Annotated in this window: 14 protein-coding genes; 8 read left to right on the top strand and 6 right to left on the bottom strand. The window is 63.6% G+C overall.

Annotated features, from left to right (window positions below):
- The first annotated feature begins 192 nt into the window (after positions 1-192).
- The gene (gene mgtA / locus O3301_RS00580) at positions 193-2877 is read left to right on the top strand and encodes a magnesium-translocating P-type ATPase (protein WP_305055177.1); all 2685 of its coding nucleotides are present in this window, start codon (positions 193-195) and stop codon (positions 2875-2877) included.
- 36 nt (positions 2878-2913) lie between these two features.
- On the top strand, positions 2914-3267 hold the full coding sequence (locus tag O3301_RS00575; RefSeq protein ID WP_305055176.1) for a DUF6677 family protein: 354 nt from the start codon (positions 2914-2916) through the stop codon (positions 3265-3267).
- Positions 3268-3278: 11 nt separating this feature from the next.
- Here O3301_RS00575 and O3301_RS00570 read toward each other — a convergent pair whose 3' ends face one another.
- Positions 3279-3845: an Rrf2 family transcriptional regulator gene (locus O3301_RS00570; protein ID WP_289905349.1), complete on the bottom strand. Its 567-nt coding sequence runs from the start codon at positions 3843-3845 to the stop codon at positions 3279-3281.
- 59 nt (positions 3846-3904) lie between these two features.
- The gene (locus tag O3301_RS00565) at positions 3905-5113 is read right to left on the bottom strand and encodes an NAD(P)/FAD-dependent oxidoreductase (RefSeq protein ID WP_305055175.1); all 1209 of its coding nucleotides are present in this window, start codon (positions 5111-5113) and stop codon (positions 3905-3907) included.
- A 143-nt stretch (positions 5114-5256) separates the two neighbouring features.
- On the opposite strand from O3301_RS00565, the gene O3301_RS00560 reads away from it, so the two are divergent.
- Positions 5257-5949 carry a ribonuclease HI family protein gene (locus tag O3301_RS00560; protein WP_305055174.1) on the top strand — a complete coding sequence of 231 codons (693 nt, stop codon included), beginning with the start codon at positions 5257-5259 and terminating at the stop codon, positions 5947-5949.
- On the opposite strand, the gene O3301_RS00555 is transcribed toward O3301_RS00560, so the two are convergent.
- The 3 genes from O3301_RS00555 to O3301_RS00545 form a co-directional block, all read right to left on the bottom strand.
- Entirely contained in the window at positions 5946-7592 is a 1647-nt protein-coding gene (locus O3301_RS00555) for a methyl-accepting chemotaxis protein (protein ID WP_251349139.1), read from the bottom strand. The two genes, O3301_RS00560 and O3301_RS00555, sit on opposite strands and share 4 nt — an antisense overlap.
- Before the next feature lie 72 nt (positions 7593-7664).
- Positions 7665-9305 carry a methyl-accepting chemotaxis protein gene (locus tag O3301_RS00550; protein ID WP_305055173.1) on the bottom strand — a complete coding sequence of 547 codons (1641 nt, stop codon included), beginning with the start codon at positions 9303-9305 and terminating at the stop codon, positions 7665-7667.
- A gap of 323 nt (positions 9306-9628) precedes the next feature.
- A complete protein-coding gene (locus tag O3301_RS00545; RefSeq protein ID WP_035818113.1) occupies positions 9629-10120 on the bottom strand; it encodes a chemotaxis protein CheW in 492 nt (163 codons plus the stop codon).
- Between the two features lie 454 nt (positions 10121-10574).
- On the opposite strand from O3301_RS00545, the gene O3301_RS00540 reads away from it, so the two are divergent.
- The 4 genes from O3301_RS00540 to O3301_RS00525 all read left to right on the top strand — a co-directional run bounded on the left by O3301_RS00540 (position 10575) and on the right by O3301_RS00525 (position 14452).
- Complete coding sequence (locus O3301_RS00540) at positions 10575-11225, top strand: HD domain-containing protein (protein WP_289898342.1); 651 nt, start codon at positions 10575-10577, stop codon at positions 11223-11225.
- A gap of 156 nt (positions 11226-11381) precedes the next feature.
- A complete protein-coding gene (locus O3301_RS00535; protein ID WP_099664352.1) occupies positions 11382-12665 on the top strand; it encodes a TCR/Tet family MFS transporter in 1284 nt (427 codons plus the stop codon).
- Positions 12666-12765: 100 nt separating this feature from the next.
- Positions 12766-13587 (top strand): ABC transporter substrate-binding protein, encoded by an 822-nt coding sequence (locus O3301_RS00530; RefSeq protein ID WP_099664353.1) that lies wholly within the window; start codon positions 12766-12768, stop codon positions 13585-13587.
- A 7-nt stretch (positions 13588-13594) separates the two neighbouring features.
- On the top strand, positions 13595-14452 hold the full coding sequence (locus O3301_RS00525; protein ID WP_305055172.1) for a DMT family transporter: 858 nt from the start codon (positions 13595-13597) through the stop codon (positions 14450-14452).
- On the opposite strand, the gene O3301_RS00520 is transcribed toward O3301_RS00525, so the two are convergent.
- Positions 14449-16338, bottom strand: coding sequence for a CocE/NonD family hydrolase (locus O3301_RS00520; RefSeq protein WP_289913850.1), 1890 nt, complete (start codon positions 16336-16338; stop codon positions 14449-14451). The two genes, O3301_RS00525 and O3301_RS00520, sit on opposite strands and share 4 nt — an antisense overlap.
- 383 nt (positions 16339-16721) lie before the next feature.
- On the opposite strand from O3301_RS00520, the gene trpS reads away from it, so the two are divergent.
- Positions 16722-17801: a tryptophan--tRNA ligase gene (gene trpS / locus O3301_RS00515; RefSeq protein WP_305055171.1), complete on the top strand. Its 1080-nt coding sequence runs from the start codon at positions 16722-16724 to the stop codon at positions 17799-17801.
- The last annotated feature ends 58 nt before the right edge of the window (positions 17802-17859 follow it).

Genomic DNA, 17859 nt, shown 5'->3' with positions numbered 1-17859 from the left:
TTTCCTCCGTGCCTTGCTGAGCAAGGTGCGGTGTCTCGCGCGGCCAGTACGGCCGCACGCCTCTCCCCCCTCTTTCCGATCGCGACCGGCTACTGACCCGGATTGCCCGCCAGCACTATCGTGCTTTGGCGGCACGCAAGTCTTGCCTGCGGCTGCGCCGCCCGTCAACACCTCGTCGTGAAAGGAAGAGCAATGAATCTCTTCACCCGCTTATTCGAATCGTTCCTGCGCAAGCGCCATACGGCAGGCAACTTCCGCCGCCGCGCCATGCCGCTGGAAAACAGCACGGCCCGCCCCGTGCCCGACCACCTGGCGCGCCAGTTGCTGGCCGCCGCCCATGAAGACCTCGATAGCGCCCTGAACCGCCTGCACACGCGCCTGGAAGGCTTGCGCGATGCCGAAGCGCAAGTGATCGGCGCGCAAACGGGTCCGAACGAGGTCGAACATGAAAAACCGCTGGCCTGGTACCAGCACCTGTGGCTGTGCTACAAGAATCCGTTCAACCTGCTGCTCACCGTGCTGGCCATCGTTTCCTACCTGACAGAAGATCCTAAGGCGACCATCGTCATCGGCACCATGGTGATCTTGTCGACCCTGCTGCGTTTCGTGCAGGAAGGCCGCTCGAACCGGGCCGCCGAGCGCCTGAAAGCCATGGTCAGCAATACAGCCACCGTGCTGCGCAATGGCCAGCAAGTCGAGCTGCCGATCCGCCAACTGGTGCAGGGCGACCTCATCGTGCTGTCGGCCGGCGACATGATCCCCGCCGATTGCCGCTTGCTGTCCGCGAAAGACCTGTTCGTCAGCCAGGCCGCCATGACGGGCGAATCCTTGCCGGTGGAAAAGATGGCCGAACTGGCCGACGCCCATGGCAAAGATCCCATGGAACTGGCCAATCTGCTGTTCATGGGCACGAACGTGATCTCGGGCGCCGCCACGGCGCTGGTATTGGCTACGGGCAACCGCACCTATTTCGGCACCATCGCCACGCGCGTGACGGCCACCGAGCGCACGCCGACGGCGTTCGAGGCGGGCGTGAACAGCGTCAGCTGGCTCTTGATCCGCTTCGCCCTCGTGATGGCGCCGCTCGTCTTCCTGATCAACGGCTGGACCAAGGGCGACTGGATGGAAGCGTTCCTGTTCGCCCTGTCCGTGGCCGTCGGCCTGACGCCGGAAATGCTGCCCATGATCGTCACCAGCACCTTGGCCAAAGGCGCCGTGAAACTGTCGAAAAAGAAAGTCGTCGTCAAGCGCCTGGACGCCATCCAGAACTTCGGCGCCATGGACGTGTTGTGCACGGACAAGACGGGCACCTTGACGCAGGACAAGATCGTGCTGGAACGCCACACGGACGTGTTCGGCCAGCAATCCGATGAAGTGCTGCAATTCGCCTATTTGAATAGCCACTACCAGACGGGCTTGAAAAACCTGCTGGACCGCGCCGTGCTCGACCACGTGGAATTGCAGACGGAAATGCAGCTGGCGCGCGACTACGTAAAGGTCGATGAAATCCCCTTCGATTTCGTGCGCCGCCGCATGTCCGTCGTCGTTTCCGAAAAGAATGACCACCATGAACTGATCTGCAAGGGCGCCGTCGAGGAAATCCTCGCCGCCTGCAGCCACCTGCGCCTGGGCGGCGTGAATATTCCCCTCGACGCGGCCCTGCTGGACAAGGTGCTGGAAACCACGCATGGCCTGAATGCGGAAGGTTTGCGCGTGGTGGCCGTGGCCGTCAAGGAAGTGCCGCCGCACAAAACCGTGTACGGCGTGGCCGATGAAACGGCGCTCACGCTGATCGGTTATGTCGCCTTCCTCGATCCGCCGAAGGAATCGACGGCGCCCGCCCTGCGCGCGCTGGCGGAACACGGCGTCACCGTGAAAGTGTTGACGGGCGACAACCACCTCGTGACGACGAAGATTTGCCGCGAAGTGGGCCTGGCCGTGCATGGCGTGCTGCAAGGCCCGCAACTGGACGACATGGACGACGCCACCCTGGCGAAAGCGGCCGAGGACAACACGGTATTTGCCAAGCTCAGCCCGCTGCACAAGGAGCGCCTCGTGCGCGCCCTGCGCGGCAATGGCCACATCGTCGGCTTCATGGGCGACGGCATCAACGACGCGCCCGCCCTGCGCGCGGCCGATATCGGCATTTCCGTCGATTCCGCCGTCGATATCGCCAAGGAAGCGGCCGATATCATCCTGCTGGAAAAGAGCCTGATGGTGCTGGAAGAAGGCGTGCTGGAAGGCCGCCGCACCTTCAGCAACATGCTGAAATATATCCGCATGACGGCCAGCTCGAACTTCGGCAATGTGTTTTCCGTGCTGGTGGCCAGCGCCTTCCTGCCGTTCCTGCCCATGCTGCCGCTGCACTTGCTGGTGCAAAACCTGCTGTACGACGTGTCGCAGATCGCCATCCCGTTCGACAATGTCGACGCCGAACTGATCCAGCAGCCGCTGAGCTGGAACCCGCGCGACATCGGCCGCTTCATGGTGTTTTTCGGCCCCATCAGCTCGATCTTCGACATCAGCACGTTTATCCTGATGTGGCATGTGTTCGGCGCGAATACCCCGGAACAGCAAACCCTGTTCCAGTCCGGCTGGTTCGTCGTGGGGCTGTTGACGCAAACCCTGATCGTGCACCTGATCCGCACGCCGAAGCTGCCTTTCATCGACAGCATCGCTTCCGTGCCCCTGCTGGTGGCCACGACCCTGATCATGGCCGTGGGCGTCTTCCTGCCGATGGGACCGCTGGCGACTTACTTCAAGCTGCAAGCCTTGCCATTGAGCTACTTCCCATGGCTGCTGGGCATCCTCGTCTGCTACACCCTGCTGACGACGTTCATGAAACGCGTGTACCTGCGCAAATTCGGCTGGCAATAGTATGATGGGCCGCTCTTACCCCTACACAAGGCGCGCATGAGCGGCTCCCCCTCACCTTCATCCATATCCAAACGCACGCAGGCCCTGCTGCTGTCGGGCCTCGTGTTTCCCGGCAGCGGGCATTTCTTATTAAAGCGCAAGGCGCGCGGCTGCCTGTTCCTCGTGCCCGCCCTCGTCGCGCTGGTGCTCGTATTGCGCCAGATCATGGCACGATTGGATCAAGTTATGGCACAGATCGACAGCGGCGCCCTGCCCCTCGACGTGCAGCTGATCGTGGAAAAAGTCGATGCGCTGTCGGCCCATGACGGCCCCGCCATGACGGTGGCCGTTTGTGTGCTGGTGGCATGCTGGATCGGCAGCCTCGTCGATACCATGCTATTGAAACCGTAAGATCGCTGGCGTCAGACGGCATCGCCCTTGACGCGGCGCGGCTTCGGTCCGCGCACGGCGGCGATGCGCGCCTCGCTGCGCACCTGCACGCGGCCGCTGAACCAGCCCTGCAAATCCTCGCCAAAGCCGGCCGGCGCCGCACTGCCCACGCCTTGCGCCAGGTCGGCCAGGGTCGTCTTGGCCAGCTCGGCGCGCATGCTTTTCTCGGCGCGCAGCATCAAGGCATGGATGCCGCACACGCCGCTGGTCATCCAGCCGGGCGGCTCGCCTTCGTACAGGGTGCAGCGGCTGCGGATCTGCTGGCAATCGAACAGCGGTTTCGGCCCCTCGATGGCGTCCACCACGTCGAGTACGCTGATCTCGGCAGCCGGACGCGCCAGCTGGTAGCCGCCGCGTATGCCTTCCGACGCCGTCACGATGCCCGCCTTTTCCAGCTTGGGGAAGATTTTTGCCAGGAAAGAGACGGAAATGCCCTGCAACTCCGCCAGGTCGCGGCTGCTGGCAGGCTCGGCAAGCGGCTGCGCCAGATACAGCAGGCAATGCAAGCCATACTCGGTGCCGCTTCCATAATGTGCCATGATGCCATTCCTCCGTTGCAAAACGGGGACTGTAGCACTCCCCGTTTGCAGCCGCAAGACTACAGCGACAGCTCGAACGCGGGATCGGCGGCCGCCAGCGCCGCCGCGCTGTCGGCGGGCGGATAAATCACGCGGCCATTGATGGCCACCTTCAAGGCCTTGCCTTCGCTGCCCGTCATCCACACCTTGCGCTCCCAGCCCTGCGTGACGACCGCGCCCCACGCCCCCAGGTCCAGGCACGTCACATAATACGGCTGGCGGTAGGGCCGCGTGGCCAGGCCCAGCAGGTCGGCCACGGCATTATCGCCCGAGGAACGTCCAAGGAACATGGCGTGCTGGCAGCTCATCAGCGTGTGATTGCCAGCGTCGTCCGTGGCCGCGACGGCCGCGTCGCCCGTGGCAAAGACCTTGCCCGCGCCAGGCACGCGCAAGTCGTGCGCCACCCGCAGGCGGCCCGCCGCGTCCTTGTCGCCGGGAATCTGCGCCGTCAGCGCACTGGCCCGCACGCCCGCCGTCCACACCACGGTGGCCGCCTCGATGCGCTCGCCATCGGCCGTCGTCAAGCCGTCCGCATCGATGGCGGCGACGGCGGAACCGAGCCGGCATTCCACGCCCAGCTCCGCCAGCGCCTGCTCGATCACGGGACGCGGTCCCGGTCCCAGGTCGGGGCCGATGTCGGGCGCCCGCTCGACGATGATCACCTTGATCTCGGCATCCTGGCCCAGGATGGCGCGCAGGCGGGCCGGCAGCTCGGCCGCCAGCTCGATGCCCGTGAAGCCGCCGCCGGCCACGATGACCGTATTGCGCGCGGCCGATGCGGGCCGGGCAGCCAGACCATGCAGGTGCGCATCGAGCGCCACCGCGTCGTCGCGCTGGTCGGTGCTGAAGGCAAATTCTTGCAAACCCGGAATATCCGGCCGGAACAGGCTGCTGCCCGCCGCCAGCACCAGGCGGTCATAGGCCAGGGTCGAACGGCTGCCGTCGGCGGCCACGATGTCGACCTCGTCGCTGGCGCTGCGGATGGCCTCGACCTTGCCCGCGATGAAGCGCACGCCCGTGTCGTCAAACAATTGCTGCAACGGCGCCACCATGCCGGCAGGCGCCGGCTCGTACAGGCGCGGGCGCATCGTCAGCACCGCTTCCGGCGCCACCAGCGCCACTTCGATCTCGCCTGCCGCAACGTTTTCCAGCCGCAGGCGGCGCACGGCGGCCAGGGCACTCCACAAGCCGGCAAAGCCGGCACCAATGATCAATACGCGCTGTGTCATGTTTTTTCTCCTTGATTTGATAACGAGGACTATATCACTCCGCGTTATACGGCGCAAGCGGGCATGCCGAAAAAGGCGCAGCCTGTCTTGCGGTCCGCGCCGCACTCGCGTAGATTCGCGGCACAACGAACAGGGAAAGCCCCATGCAAGAGGAATTGGAAACATTGCTGGCAGCAGCGTTCAAGAGCGAGCGGATACAGGCGCGCCGGCTGGCGGCGCTGGAAGGCATCGCCGGCGACGCGGCGCTGCAGCGCATACTGGAACAGGCGGCCGGCACGCAGGGCCTTGCCGCCCTGCTGGCGGCGCGGACGCAGGCGCGCGCGGCCGACGCGCAGCGCAAGGCGCAAAAGATCAGCGACCGCCAGCAGGCGCAAGCTGCCAAGCGCCTGCCGGCGGGCCCCGCTTCGGCGTGGCGCGGCTGGTTCGACGGCTCCGCCCACCCGAACCCGGGCAAGCTGGGCATCGGCGCCCTGCTGCTGGGGCCACATGGCGAACGTATCGAAGTGAGCGAGGCGGCCGGTTATGGCAGCAGCAGCGACGCGGAATATGCGGCCCTGACGGCCGTGCTGCAGGCGGCACTCGGCGTGCGCCCGCCGCCCGCGCAACTGCTGCTGTACGGCGACAGCCAGGTGGTGATCAACGATGTATTGGGAACGGCGGCGGCAGGCGCCAAGGGACTGGAAATACACAGGGCCACCGTAGTGGCCCTGCTGGAACAATTACACGATGTAACGCTGCGCTGGCTGCCGCGCCACCGCAATGGCGAGGCGGACCGGCTGTCGCAGCTGGCGATCGCCGGCTGGGTGGAGGACGACCCTCCACCCCTTGCCGTTTAGGCGGCGCGGCCGATCTGCAATGCCTCTTGCGGCGCCTTGGCCGCCGGGCGCTTGCCGCCGCCCACGGCCTTCAAGCCGCCGGCGCCGGCCTGCTGGCCATTCAATTTGAACACGCTGACCACTTGCGCCAGATTGTGCGCCTGGTGCTGCATCGATTCGGCGGCCGCCGCCGATTCTTCCACCAGGGCCGCATTTTGTTGCGTCACGGCATCCATCTGGCCGATGGCCCGGTTGATCTCGTCGATGCCCACGCTTTGCTCGCTGCTGGCCGCCGTGATTTCCGTGATGATGTCGCTCACGCGTTGCACGCTGTCGACGATGTCGTTCATGGTCGAACCGGCTTGCGCCACCAGCATGCTGCCCGCGTTCACTTGCTCCACGGAAGCGCCGATCAGGGTCTTGATCTCTTTCGCCGCCGATGCGGAACGCTGCGCCAGGTTGCGCACTTCGGACGCCACGACTGCAAAGCCGCGGCCCTGCTCGCCCGCGCGCGCCGCTTCCACGGCCGCATTCAGCGCCAGGATATTCGTCTGGAAGGCGATGCCGTCGATGACGGAAATGATGTCGACGATCTTGTTAGACGAAGCATTGATCGATTCCATCGTGCCCACCACCTGCGCCACCACTGCGCCGCCCTTGACGGCCACTTGCGCCGCCGAGGCCGCCAACTGGTTGGCCTGGCGCGCATTGTCCGCATTCTGTTTCACGGTGCTGGTCAATTCTTCCATCGACGACGCCGTTTCTTCCAGGGAACCGGCCTGCTCTTCCGTGCGGGAAGACAGGTCCTGGTTGCCGGCGGCAATTTCCGTCGACGACGTCGCGATGCTGTCCGTACCTGCGCGCACTTCGCTGACGATGTTGAGCAAGCTCGTATTCATGTCCTTCAGGGCCAGCAACAGTTGCCCGGTTTCATCTTTGGCGCTGGCGTCGATCTGCGCCGTCAAGTCGCCATCGGCTACCTTGCGGGCGATTTCCACGGCCGTGCGCAGGGGCCGCACGATGCCCGTCGTCAGCAGCCAAGCGCAGACGACACCAAAACCCAGCGCCAGCACGGCCAGGGTCAGCAGCAAGTTGCGGCTCGTCTTGGCGACCTCGTCGATCTCGCGCGCCGTCGTGTCGATGCTGGCGCGCTGGTGCTGCAGCATGTCGTTGACCACTTTCAGGTACTTCGTCGAACCGGGCACGAAGATGCCCTGGAACGCCTTTTCCGCCTCGGCTTCCTGTCCATCCGCCTTCAGCTTCGACACTTGCGCGCGCGAATCGAGGTAGACCTTGCGCTGTTCGCTCACCAGGCGGAACAGTTCCTTTTCTTCCGGGCTGGAAATCAAGGCTTCGATTTTCTTTTGCAATTCGCCCGACACGACGGACGATTGCTTGGCCTCTTCCGCAAAATACGCGCCCAGTGACGTGTCGCTGCTGCGCGCGATGGCCGTGGTGCGGCGCACGCCGCTATCGATCTTTGCATACCAGTCGGAAATATAGCGTTCCTTCGCCAGCGGCAGCTCCATCATGGTGCGCGTGGCCATGGCCACGTCGTGCAAACGCCACACGCTGATGCCCGTAATGAGCATGGAAAACAGCAAAATCACGGCAAAACCTAGGCCGAGGCGCACACCAATACTGACGTTTCTTAACAAATTCATGTGAATATCCTAAAAAAGCGGAACCAGACTATATAAAAGGGGTTGCGGCTGCCCGGGGCAGCCGCGGCGGCATCAGCGCGTGCCGATGCGCAAAGTGGTTTGCGGCGCTGCCGGGCGTTTCTGCGCGTGTTGCACACCCTTCACGCCGCCGGCGCCGGCCTGCTGGCCATTGAGTTTAAAGACGCTGACGACTTGCGCCAGGTTGTGCGCCTGGTGCTGCATCGATTCGGCGGCGGCCGCCGACTCTTCCACCAGGGCCGCATTTTGTTGCGTCACAGCATCCATCTGGCCGATGGCCCGGTTGATTTCGTCGATGCCCACGCTTTGCTCGCTGCTGGCCGCCGTGATTTCCGTGATGATGTCGCTCACGCGCTGCACGCTGTCGACGATGTCGTTCATGGTCGAACCGGCTTGCGCCACCAGCATGCTGCCCGCGTTGACTTGCTCCACGGAAGCACCGATCAGGGTCTTGATCTCTTTCGCCGCCGATGCCGAGCGCTGCGCCAGGTTGCGCACTTCGGATGCCACGACGGCAAAGCCGCGGCCCTGCTCGCCCGCGCGCGCCGCTTCCACGGCCGCATTCAGCGCCAGGATATTCGTCTGGAAGGCGATGCCGTCGATGACGGAAATGATGTCGACGATCTTGTTCGACGAAGCATTGATCGATTCCATCGTGCCCACCACCTGCGCCACGACCGCGCCGCCCTTGACGGCCACTTGCGCGGCCGAGGCCGCCAACTGGTTCGCCTGGCGCGCGTTGTCCGCATTCTGTTTCACGGTGCTGGTCAGTTCTTCCATCGACGACGCCGTTTCTTCCAGGGAACCGGCCTGCTCTTCCGTGCGGGAAGACAGGTCCTGGTTGCCGGCAGCGATCTGCGTCGACGACGTCGCGATGCTGTCCGTGCCGCTGCGCACTTCGCCCACGATATTGAGCAAGCTCGTGTTCATGTCCTTCAGGGCCAGCAAAAGTTGCCCAGTTTCATCTTTGGCGCTGGCGTCGATCTGCGCCGTCAAGTCGCCATCGGCCACCTTGCGGGCAATGTCCACGGCCGTGCGCAGGGGGCGCACGATGCCCATCGTCAAGACCCAGGCGCACACGACGCCAAAAGCCAGCGCCAGCGCGGCCAGCACCAGCATCAGGTTGCGGCTGGTATTGGCAACGGCGTCGATCGCGCGCGCGGTGGCGTCGATCGTGGCGCGCTGGTGTTCCAGCAAGTCCGACACCATCTTCTGGTACTTGGCGGCGGCCGGCACGAACGTCTTTTCAAATACCTCATTGGCGGCATCGACCTGCGCTTCGCCCTTCAGCTTGTAGACCTGGTCGCGCGAACCGATATACACCTTGCGCTGCTCCAGCAAGCCCGCGAACATGGCTTTTTCCTCCGGCTTGTCGATCAGCGCCTCGATTTTCTTTTGCAGCTCGGCCGAGCTGGACGAGGAGACTTTCGATTCTTCGGCAAAATAGCCGCTCAGCGAGGTATCGCTGCTGCGGGCAATGGCGATGGTGCGGCGCACGGCGCTGTCGATGCGGCCATACCAGTCGGAAATATAGCGTTCCTTCGCCAGCGGCTGCTCCATCATGACGCGCGTGGCGCTGGCCACGTCGTGCAAGCGCCAGACGCTGATGCCCGTAATGAGCATGGAAAACAGCAAAATCACGGCAAAACCGAGTCCCAGGCGGACACCGATGCTGACGTTGCGTAATAAATTCATGTGACTATCCTAAAAACCCGGATGCCGGCGTGGCGGCCGGCTGGCGCTCCCGCTCAGGGCGGACGCTGGCTGGCTGACGTGGCGAAACGGGCGTAAAAAGTGAAACTCAAGTGAAACTGGCGCACGGTTCGGCTGAACCGTGCGCCAGGAAATGCGCTAGCGTGCGCCTTGCTGAAAAAGCAAACAATGCTTGGGGTCAATTGTTTCTAAAAAACCCTATCGCACTAGGGTGTCAGGAAATGTTCAGTGCAAGGCGCGTTGCCGAAGACAGTACGAATGTACGGCGAGGCAATGCAACGCCGTCCTGGACTTTTCCTGGCGGCCTAGGCTGCCAATTTTTCGATCAAGCCCATATCGGCGCTGGACATCAACTGGTCGATATCGACCAGGATCAGCATGCGCTCGTCGATGGTGCCCAGGCCGATCACGTATTCCGTGTTGATCGAACGGCCCATGTCCGGCGCCGGCTTGATCTGTTCCGGCATCAGGGTGGTGACGTCGGAAACGCGGTCGACGACCATGCCGACGACGCGGTTGCCGATATTGAGGATGATGACGACGGTGAACTGGTCATAGCTGGGCGTGCCCAGGTTGAACTTGATGCGCATGTCGACGATGGGCACGATGATGCCGCGCAGGTTGACCACGCCTTTGACGAACTCGGGCGCGTTGGCGATGCGGGTCGGCGTTTCATAGCTGCGGATTTCGCTGACTTTCTGGATGTCGATGCCATATTCTTCCTGGCCCAGGGTAAAGGCCAGGTATTCGGCAGCCTTGGCAACGGTTGCGCCAGTGTCGCTGGAAATGGTGTTCATGATATTCCTTTCGTTAACTCGCCTGGGGCGCAGGCCAAGGCACGCTGCAAGCAAGCCTTGGACGTGGCAGAGTCACCCAACAGGGGATGGCCGCCACTTGTGTGTTTTTGCAAATATTTTCTAGCAATTAGCTTATGCCTCTAATTTCCATGCGGCAATGTTACCCCATGTAAATTTTACATGCACTAAAAAAGAGCGACCGTCTGATTTTTGATTTTCAAAAATGCAATTTATGTGGCGATTACGGCACGCCGGCGCGCCAGGCCCCCGCCGCACTGGCGGCCCTTGCTTTATGTAAATTTGACATGCACTAAAAAAGAGCCATCGATGGCTTTATACTTTTCAAAAATACAACTCATGTGGCAAATACGGCACGCTGGAGCACCAACCGCCCCGCCACGCGCTGCGACGTTTTATGCCACACTGGCGGCCCCTGCTTTTTACGACTGTGAACATGCATTCTTTGCTTTCCCAATGGCAACCACGCCTGCTGGCGCTGGCTACGGCCGGCCTGGGCGATGACGGCGCCCACGACCTCAACCACCTGCACCGCGTCTGGCGCAATGCCAGTGTCCTGCTGCAAGAGCATGCGGACGCGGATGCGCTCACCGTGATGGCCGCCTGCTACCTGCACGACCTGGTCAACCTGCCCAAAAACCACCCCGAGCGCCACCTGGCTTCGCGCCAGGCGGCAACGCTGGCTTGCCGTCAGTTGGCGGAACTGGATTTTCCGGCAGAAAAATTGGCCGGCGTGGCCCACGCCATCGAGACGCACAGTTTTTCCGCCAACTTGCCGCCGCACACGCTCGAAGCGCAAATCGTGCAGGATGCCGACCGCATCGATGCGCTGGGCGCCGTGGGACTGGCGCGGTTGTTCTATACGGCGGCGCGCATGGATAGCGCGTTGGCGCATGGCACGGACCCGCTGGCGCAGCAGCGTCCGCTCGACGACAAGGCTTACGCGCTCGACCATATCGTCACCAAGCTCGACAAGCTGCCCGGCAAGATGCAGACGGCGGCGGGCCGCGCGCTGGCCGAACAGCGGCTGGCCGTGCTGACGGATTTCCGCGCCGCCTTCGCCGACGAATGGGGAATTGCCATCTAGCATGGGTGGCGATAGCCAGCATGGCCCACGCTGTCTATAATGCAAGGCTCAGCTATCGCGCCGCGCGCCAGCAGGAAGCTGCCACGCGCCGGCGCCACGCCAACAACTGAACTCCGCACGCCGCACGGCGGCGCGGGGTGCGCGCCGAAAGCATGCATGTCCGATAAAACCAGCCCCGACAGCCATTCACCGTCATCGCCCGCCGCGCCCGCGCGCGCCGGCAACCTCAATTTCATCCTCGTCTGCGTCTTCATCGACATGCTGGGCATCGGCCTGGTGGTGCCCGTGCTGCCCATCCTGATCGGCGACTTTGTCAACGGCAAGGATGAGCAGGCATTCTGGTACGGCATCATGGCGGCCGTCTTCGGCTTGCTGCAATTCATCTTCATGCCCATGCTGGGCGCCATCAGCGACCGCGTGGGACGCCGCCCCGTGCTGCTGTATTCGATGGCCGGCATGGGCATCAACTTTCTCGCCACGGGCTGGGCGCCAAACCTGGCCTGCCTGTTCATCGGCCGCATCATCGGCGGCGTCTCGTCGGCCAGCATGTCGGTCGCGTCCGCCTATGCGTCCGACGTCTCCACGCACGACAACCGCGCCAAGAGCTTCGGCAAGATCGGCGCCGCCTTTGGCCTGGGCTTCATTTGCGGCCCCATGCTGGGCGGCCTGCTGGGCGAAATCAACCTGCACCTGCCGTTTTACGTGGCGGCGGGCCTGTCGGCGGCCAATTTCATCTACGGCTATTTCTGCGTGCCCGAATCGCTGCAGCCGGGTCCGCGCGCGCCCTTCACCCTGGCGCGCATCAACCCGTTTGCCGCCCTGCTCAAGCTGGTGCGCCGCGTGGAGATCCGCGGCCTGGTGCTGGCCTTCGGCCTGATGACGTTTGCGCAAATGATGCTCAACACCACCTGGGTGCTGTACACGCACTTCCGCTTCGACTGGACGCCGCGCCAGAACGGCATCGCCCTCTTCTGCGTGGGCCTGTGCGCGGCCGTCGTGCAGGCGGGCTTGCTGGGCATCCTCATCAAGCGTTTCGGCGAAGTGCGCCTGTCCCTGCTGGGCATGGCCTCGGGCGCCCTCACCTACCTGCTGTACGGCCTGGCGACGCAGGGCTGGATGATGTATGCGCTGATCCTGTGCAACCTGCTGGCCTTTGCCGCCGGGCCGGCGCTGCAAGGCATCATCTCGAAATCATCGAACGCCAGCGAACAGGGAGAACTGATGGGCTCCTTGCAATCGATCAGCAGCCTGGGCATCATCTTCATGCCTTTGCTCGGCAGCATGATCCTCGGCGAAGTGAGCCACTTGCCGCCGCAAGACTGGCGCATCGGCAGCACCTTCTACCTGTGCGCCATCATGCAAACCCTGGGCATCCTGGTGGCCTGGCGCTACTTCAAGGCGCAACGCCAGGCAAGACTTATGGTTTCCACCACAAAGTAGTCGGCGGGATAATATTGTATTTGGGAAATAAATAGGCGAGAATGGGATAATCAAGCGGGCGTTGCCGACGCCGGCGATACGATGGTGAGCAAGGATGGGTATGACTGACTTTTATTCCAGCGCCTGGCGCCGAACCGTGGCCATGCTGGCGCTGGCGCTGCCATCGCTGGCGGGCGCGCAATGCTCGCGCGACATCCAGGTGCCCGTCTCGGCCATCGGCGCCAGCGTCGTGGTGAATGGCGCCACCATCAGCGGCATCTATCCCGACTTGCTGCGCGGCATGGGTGCCAAGCTCGGCTGCAATTTCATCTTCACGGCCGTCCCCCGCGCGCGCCTGGAAGCGATGTTCGAGGCGGGCAAGGCCGACTTGCTGATCCCGGCCAGCAGCACCTTGCGGCGCGACCAGCATGGCCTGTTCATCCCCATGCTGGGCAGCCGCCCCCTGCTGATCTCGCTCCAGGGCGCGCGACCGCCCATCAACACCATGCAGGAATTGATCGAGCGGCGCGAATTGCGCGTGGCGCTCGTGCGCGGCTACGACTATGGCGCACCGTACCAGGCGCTGGCCAAGGAATTGAGCAGCCAGGGCCGCCTGTTCTACGAAGTCGACGCCCTGTCCGTGGCGCGCCTGATGCAAAGCGGCTTCATCGATGCCACCATCATGGCGCCCACCATCCTCGCCGGCGTGGCGCAAAACGATGCGCGCGTGTATGGCCTGGCCGACCGCCTGCGCCTGGAAGCGTTGCCGGAATTGCCCTGGGGCATGAGCGGCGTCTACCTGTCGCGCAAGTCGCTGACGGCGGAAGACCAGGCGACCCTGCGCGAACTGCTCGACAGGGCGGGCCGCTCCGGCGCCGTGATGGACGGCTTCCAGCGCCATCACCGCCAGGAACTGTTGTCGCTGAGCATACGCCCCCGCTAAGGCCTGCATGTCCGGTCTGGTCGTCGCCGTCGTCCTGTTTGCCGCCCTGCTGCACGCCAGCTGGAACGCCATCGTCAAGTCGGGCAAGGATACCTTCCTCAGCACGGTGCTCGTTTCCGCGGGCGCGGCCCTGATTTCGCTGGCCGTCTTGCCCTTCGTCAACACTCCCGCGCCCGCCAGCTGGCCCTACCTGGCCGCCTCGGCCGTGGCACAGCTGGCGTATTACTCGCTGCTGGCGGCTGCCTACAGGGCGGGCGACATGAGCCATGCCTACCCCTTGATGCGCGGCAGCGCGCCATTGCTCGTGGCGCTGGCCAGCTGGCCGCTGATCGGCGAACGCCTTTCCCCCATGCAAATGGGCGCCGTCGCCTGCATCTGCGCGGGCATCCTCGGCCTGTACGTGGCCGCGCGCACGGGCGCCATCGGCAGGATGCCGAAAAACACGGGCCGCGCCACCGCCTTTGCGCTCGGCAACGCCTGCGTCATTGCCAGCTATACCTTGATCGACGGCATCGGCGTGCGCCTGTCCGGCGCGCCGGCCGCCTACACCATGTGGATTTTTGTCTTGAACGGCGCAGGACTGCTGCTGTGGACGGCGTTGCGCCGCCCCGCCGACTTGCTTGCGTATGCGCAAACGCAATGGCGCCTGGCCGCCGTTGGCGGCTTCGGCACCCTCGCATCGTATGGCCTGGCCCTGTGGGCCATGACGCAGGCGCCCGTGGCCGCCATCGCGGCCCTGCGCGAAACGTCGATCCTGTTCGCCATCGCCATTGCGGCCCTGTTCCTGCGCGAAAAGATCAGCCCCCGCCGCTACCTGGCCATCGGCCTGATCGCGGCGGGCGCCATCCTCATGCGAATCGCTTAGCGCGCGTCGAGCGGCGCAATCGGCAACTCGATCGCGCTGGCCGCCCCTGTCGCGTGGTACACGCGCTGCGTCGCCTTTCTATAATGGCCCGGGTCGGCCAGGAAGATGTTCGGCACGTAGTTTTGCGGGTTGCGGTCGTACAGGGGGAACCAGCTCGACTGCACTTGCACGGCGATGCGGTGGCCGGGCAGGAAGACGTGATTGGCGTTCGGCAAGGCGAAGCGGTAGCGTTCCACTTTACCTGCCGGTATCGGCGTCGGGTGCTCGAAGCTGTCGCGGTAGCGGCCGCGGAAGATATCCATCGCCACGCCCAGCTGGTAGCCGCCCATGGCCGGCTGCGACGGCACTTCGTCCGGATACACATCGATCAGTTTCACCACCCAATCGGCATCCGTGCCGCTGGTGGCGGCAAACAGGTTCACCATCGGCGCGCCGGCGATGCGCACGGCCGTCTTCAACGGTTCGGACATATAGCTGAGCACGTCCGTGCGGTCGGCATAGCCGCGCTGGTCGCTGACCAGCCATGGCTTCCACACGTCCGGGTCCGTGAGGCGCACGGGACGGGGCACGAAAGGCACGGGCTTGGCGGGATCGGCCACGTATTCATCGAAGGCGCCTTCAGCCGCATCCGCAGCGCCCGATGGCGCCGCAAAACCCAGCCTGGAACCGTCCTGCAGGTAGATCGGCGTCAGCTTGGTGTCGCACGTCTCGCAGGCCAGCGGCCACTGCTGCAGGCGCTGCCACTGGTTGGTGCCGGTCTGGTACGACACCACGGGCGCCGTGTTCGCTTCCGGCGCGCCATCCTTCAGGTATTGATTCAGGAATGGCTGCATGACTTTTTCGCGGAACTGGCGCGCCGTATCGCCGTCAAACTTCAGGGCACCCAGGCTGGAGCCGTCATAGTTGACGCCGCTATGGCGCCACGGGCCGATGGCCAGGTAATTGAGGTTGTTGCGCTTGTCGCGCCCCTCCATCGCCGTGTAGGTGGCGTACGGGCCATAGATGTCTTCCTGGTCCCACTGCCCCACCACGTGCATGGTAGGCACGATCAACGGGCGCTTGGCGAGGATCTTGTCGAGCGCCTGTTCCTGCCAGTAACTGTCGTAGGCTGGGTGCTCGAACAGCTTTTTCGTGTAGGTCAGCTTGTCGATGCCGAACTTCTTCGCGTAATCGCCGGCCGAGCCGATGCGCAGATACGCATCGTATTCGTCATACACGCCCAGCGCCGGCGCCTCGCTACTGCCGCGCGCGCTCGTCTGCCACGCCAGGTAGGACAGGCTCGGCATGCGGAAGGCGCCGTTGTGGAACCAGTCGTCGCCGCGCCAGCCATCGACCATGGCGCTCATGGGAATGGCCACCTTCAGCGCCGGATGCGGGTCGACCAGGGCCATCAGCACCGTGTGGCCCTCGTACGAGGAACCGAGCATGCCCACCTTGCCATTCGTTTCCGGCACGTTTTTCACGAGCCAGTCGATGGTGTCCCACGCATCGGTCACGTTATCGACCTTGGTATGGTTCAGCGGTCCGCGCACGGGGCGCGTCATCACGTAATCGCCTTCCGAGCCATGCTTGCCGCGCACGTCCTGGAACACGCGGATGTAACCGTTTTCCACCAGGGTATCGTCACCCTGCGGCAGGGCGGCCAGCATGCTGGGGCTGGCAGCGCGCTGGGCGCGGCGGGCCGCATTGTACGGCGTGCGCGTGAGCATGATCGGCGCTTTCTGGGCGCCTTTCGGCACGACGATCACCGTGTACAGCTTGACGCCGTCGCGCATGGGGATCATCACCACGCGCTTGACGTAGTCATTCACATCGGGCATGACCAGCTTGGCGCCGATATCGGGCGTCATGGGCGGCGTTTGCGCCATCGCGGGTACTGCAAACAAGGAACTGAATAGGGAACTGACAACAAAAGCCAGGCCGGTGAGCCGGACGGGGGACGACATGCGCATACTGTTCTCCAATGATTCATGCCACGCAAAAGTGGCCGAACGGCAATAGTACCCGGAAAGCAAGTTTTACATAAGGCAAGCCTCTGACGCAGCGCAGCAGATAAATCCGGGCGCAAACTTGACAGAACGCGCCCGAACTGCAACCATAACGCCATGAAATTTATCCCTTCACAACACGCCTGCTTGAATTGGTGGTCCCGCTCACTTTCGCGCGGCCACTGCATAGTGATGTGAATTTGATCCACGCCGCCTCGATCGGTGGCGTAACAGGCTCAGCCTGGATCATCCCCGATGCAGGCGGCTCAAAAGGAAACTTGATGAGCTTGCCTAATACGCCCGATACCCCCGACAGCCAGGACCAGAACGACGCCGCGCCGCTGTCCGCCGCCGCCATCGCTTCGCAATCCGTGATCCTGACGGGCGACCGCCCTACCGGCCCCTTGCACCTGGGCCACTACGTGGGCAGCCTGCGCGACCGCGTGCGCTACCAGAACAGCTACAAGCAATTCATCATGCTGGCCGACGCGCAGGCGCTGACGGACAATATGGACGACATCGACAAGGTGCACCGCAATGTCGTCGAAGTGGCGCTCGATTACCTGGCCGTCGGCATCGACCCGACGAAAACCACCGTGTTCATCCAGTCGCAGATTCCGGAACTGGCCGAACTGACCTTTTACTACCTGAACATCGTCACCGTGGCGCGCCTCGAGCGCAACCCCACCGTCAAGGAAGAAATCCGCCTGCGCGGCTTCGAGCGCGACATCCCGGCCGGCTTCTTGACCTACCCGGCCAGCCAGGCGGCCGACATCACGGCCTTCAAGGCGGGCGTGGTGCCCGTGGGCGAAGACCAGATCCCGATGATCGAGCAAACGAATGAAATCGTGCGCCGCTTCAACCGCATGTATAACCGCGAAGTATTGATGGAATGCAAGGCGCTGGTGCCGGACATCGGCCGCCTGCCCGGCATCGACGGCAAGGCCAAGATGAGCAAATCGCTGGGCAACACCATCAACCTGGGCGCGACCCCGGCCGAAATCACGGCTGCCGTGAAAAAAGTCTATACCGACCCGCTGCACCTGCGCGTGGAAGATCCGGGCCACCTGGAAGGCAACATCGCCTTTACGTACCTGGATGCGTTTGACCCGGAAAAAGCGGCGCTGGCCGAAATGAAAGCCCATTACGTGCGCGGCGGCCTGGGCGACAGCATCGTCAAGAAGCGCCTGGACCTGGTCTTGCAGGAAATGCTGGCGCCGATCCGCGCCCGCCGCGAAGATTTCGCCAAAGACAAGGGACAAGTCATCCAGATGCTGAAAGAAGGCACCTTCAAGGCACGCGAAGTGGCGGCCCGCACGGCTGATGAAGTCAAGTCGGCCCTGGGCTTGAACTATTTCTGATCAGCAGCAATAGCAAACTGACATAGCAAACTGATGCGCTCAGGCGGAGTCGGGTAAA

The sequence above is a fragment of the Janthinobacterium sp. SUN211 genome, from assembly GCF_030587315.1.
In the GTDB taxonomy this organism is placed as follows: Bacteria; Pseudomonadota; Gammaproteobacteria; order Burkholderiales; family Burkholderiaceae_D; genus Janthinobacterium; species Janthinobacterium kumbetense.
The sequence above is the reverse complement of the archived record's forward strand: the minus strand, read 5'-3'. Positions and strand labels throughout refer to the sequence as shown.